We start from the raw sequence: 2,094 nt of genomic DNA, 5'->3' as shown, positions 1-2,094 counted from the left end.
TTCCTTTGGTCACGCTTGTAAAGGCTTCTGCTGTTTCTTGAGAAAGTTTGATTCCTTCTTCTGCTGTTTTTCTGCCTTCATTTGTCACTATTACTGTGGAATTAATTGCCGATTGAATACCAATAACTAAGGCGTTAATTTTCTGCGCTGATTGTTTGCTTTGATCGGCAAGTTTCCGGATTTCAGCGGCGACGACGCCAAATCCTTTGCCGTGTTCTCCCGCACGCACTGCTTCTACAGCGGCGTTAAGCGCGAGCATATGGGTTTGGGTAGCCAAGTCGGTAACTATATTAGTGATACCAGTAATTTGATTGGTCTGTTCTGTCAAGTGTAGGGTTTGCTGTGCGATCGCACCTACTTTTTCTTTGAGGGCAGACATTCCCTCTAGGGTTCGCTCTACTGTCTGAGTACCTTGCTGGGCTAGGTTTAAGACTTGACGTGCAGCTGTTGCTGATGATTCTGCCAAATTTAATACTTCACGGGCACTTTCGGCAGCTAATTGCGCTTGTTCTGCTGTAGATCTTGAGGATGCACCCAACTCGTTCATTGTCGCGGTGGTTTGATTGACAGAACTAGCCTGTTGAGTGGCGACTCGTTCCTGTTGCTCAACTGTGGAAGCAATTTCACTGGTGGAAACACTGATGGAGCTGACGATCAGGTTGATAGATTTGGTGGTGCGATCGGCAATTACAGCTGCGATCGCGCTTACCAGTATGGCAGTTGCTCCCGTTCCGATCAACAGCGTTACTAGCAGATCTCTCTGCGGTCTGAAGGCAATGGCTGTATCGTTATCAACCAGTACAATCCAGTTTAATTTTGGCATCCCTGCTAGTTCTGGGGTGGGAGCCGTAGCCAGTACTTTGTCGGTTTTGTCAGAGCGGGAAAAAACGACTTTAACATCTGCCTGTTTTTCTGCTTGCACTCGATCGAAAAGGGGATACTCTGATTCGATCTGTTGACCTGCCTCTTTTGGATCGTAAGTTACAAAGATTTTGCCAGAAGGGTCGATTACATGGGATTGCTCTTGAGAGCTACCGAGGGTTTTGATGCGTTCTCTCAGGTATTTGACGGGTAGACGCGATCGGGCTATGGCAATAATTTTACCTGTAATGACATTTTTTACCGGTGCCGCGATGTAAATCGCCCAGTCATTTGTAGACTGTGAAAATTCTGGAGCGCTGATAAAGGGACGTTGTGTTTTGAGGACTTGCTGAAAATATTCTCGATTGCTATGATTTCCGCTCGCTTCACCTCGCGATTTAACAATTAAGTTTCCCGACAGATCGAAGACGGCAATATTATCGTATACTCGGTAAGTATCCAGGTAGCGATTGAGCGTTTCTTCCTTTTGCTTTTGAGGAACTATGCTGCTGACGCGAGGATCGGCGAGAATGGCTAGGTTCCCGATCGCCTGAATGTCTCCGTAGCGCTCAAACATGAAACGGCTGATTTTGTCGGCTAGTTCTACTGCATAGGCTTGCTGCAATCGCATTACGTCTTCCGTAATCGAACGGTTGGCAAAGTAGTAAGCTATTGCGCCTATGCCCAGCACCGGCAATGTACCGAGGGCGATCGCAAAACCGATGGCTTTAGCTCGTAAAGATAGGTTGTTAAACATTATTGTTTAGAGATAGCAGTCAGCCCAAAGAGCTTGCGCCCTCGGTAATCGATTATACTCTCTTTTTTATAAGTGTAATTTAGGGAAGCGAGCAGTCTAAACGCTAAAATACTAAATTACAGACAAGAGACTCTAGTTAGCTTCATTAATAACCTCCACTGCACCTATAAAAAATTTTAAAATAATATGGTTAACCACCTCAGTTACATTTGCAAAAACTGCTGCTGTTTCTTGAAAAAGTTTTATTTCTTCCTCTGCTGTTTTGCTGTCTTCATGGGTGATATGCAGTGTGCAGTCGATCGCAGACTGGATAGCAGTAACCAAACCGTCGATATTTTCCGCCGATTTTTTAGATCGAATCTGGATCTTTCCGCCTGTACTAGGTAAGATTTTGAGATTATTTACACGCTTAGTTTGCCCTATGGCAACTTGCAGTAGAGGGGCGAAATCCTAGCTAGATAAGTGTTTATTATGTG

The 2,094-nt window shown here is 45.0% G+C and carries 2 protein-coding genes; both read right to left on the bottom strand.

The features are described from left to right. On the bottom strand, nt 1-1,618 hold a 1,618-nt coding region (locus H6S82_RS30470; RefSeq protein ID WP_191057271.1), incomplete at its 3' end, for a methyl-accepting chemotaxis protein. Nucleotides 1,619-1,750: 132 nt separating this feature from the next. Beyond that, a complete protein-coding gene (locus tag H6S82_RS30465) occupies nt 1,751-1,942 on the bottom strand; it encodes a hypothetical protein (RefSeq protein WP_190466345.1) in 192 nt (63 codons plus the stop codon). Nucleotides 1,943-2,094: the final 152 nt, after the last annotated feature.

The sequence above is a fragment of the Planktothrix sp. FACHB-1355 genome (assembly GCF_014748295.1).
In the GTDB taxonomy this organism is placed as follows: Bacteria; Cyanobacteriota; Cyanobacteriia; order Cyanobacteriales; family Aerosakkonemataceae; genus Aerosakkonema; species Aerosakkonema funiforme_A.
Note: the sequence above shows the minus strand (reverse complement) of the source record. Positions and strands in the feature narration are given on the sequence as shown.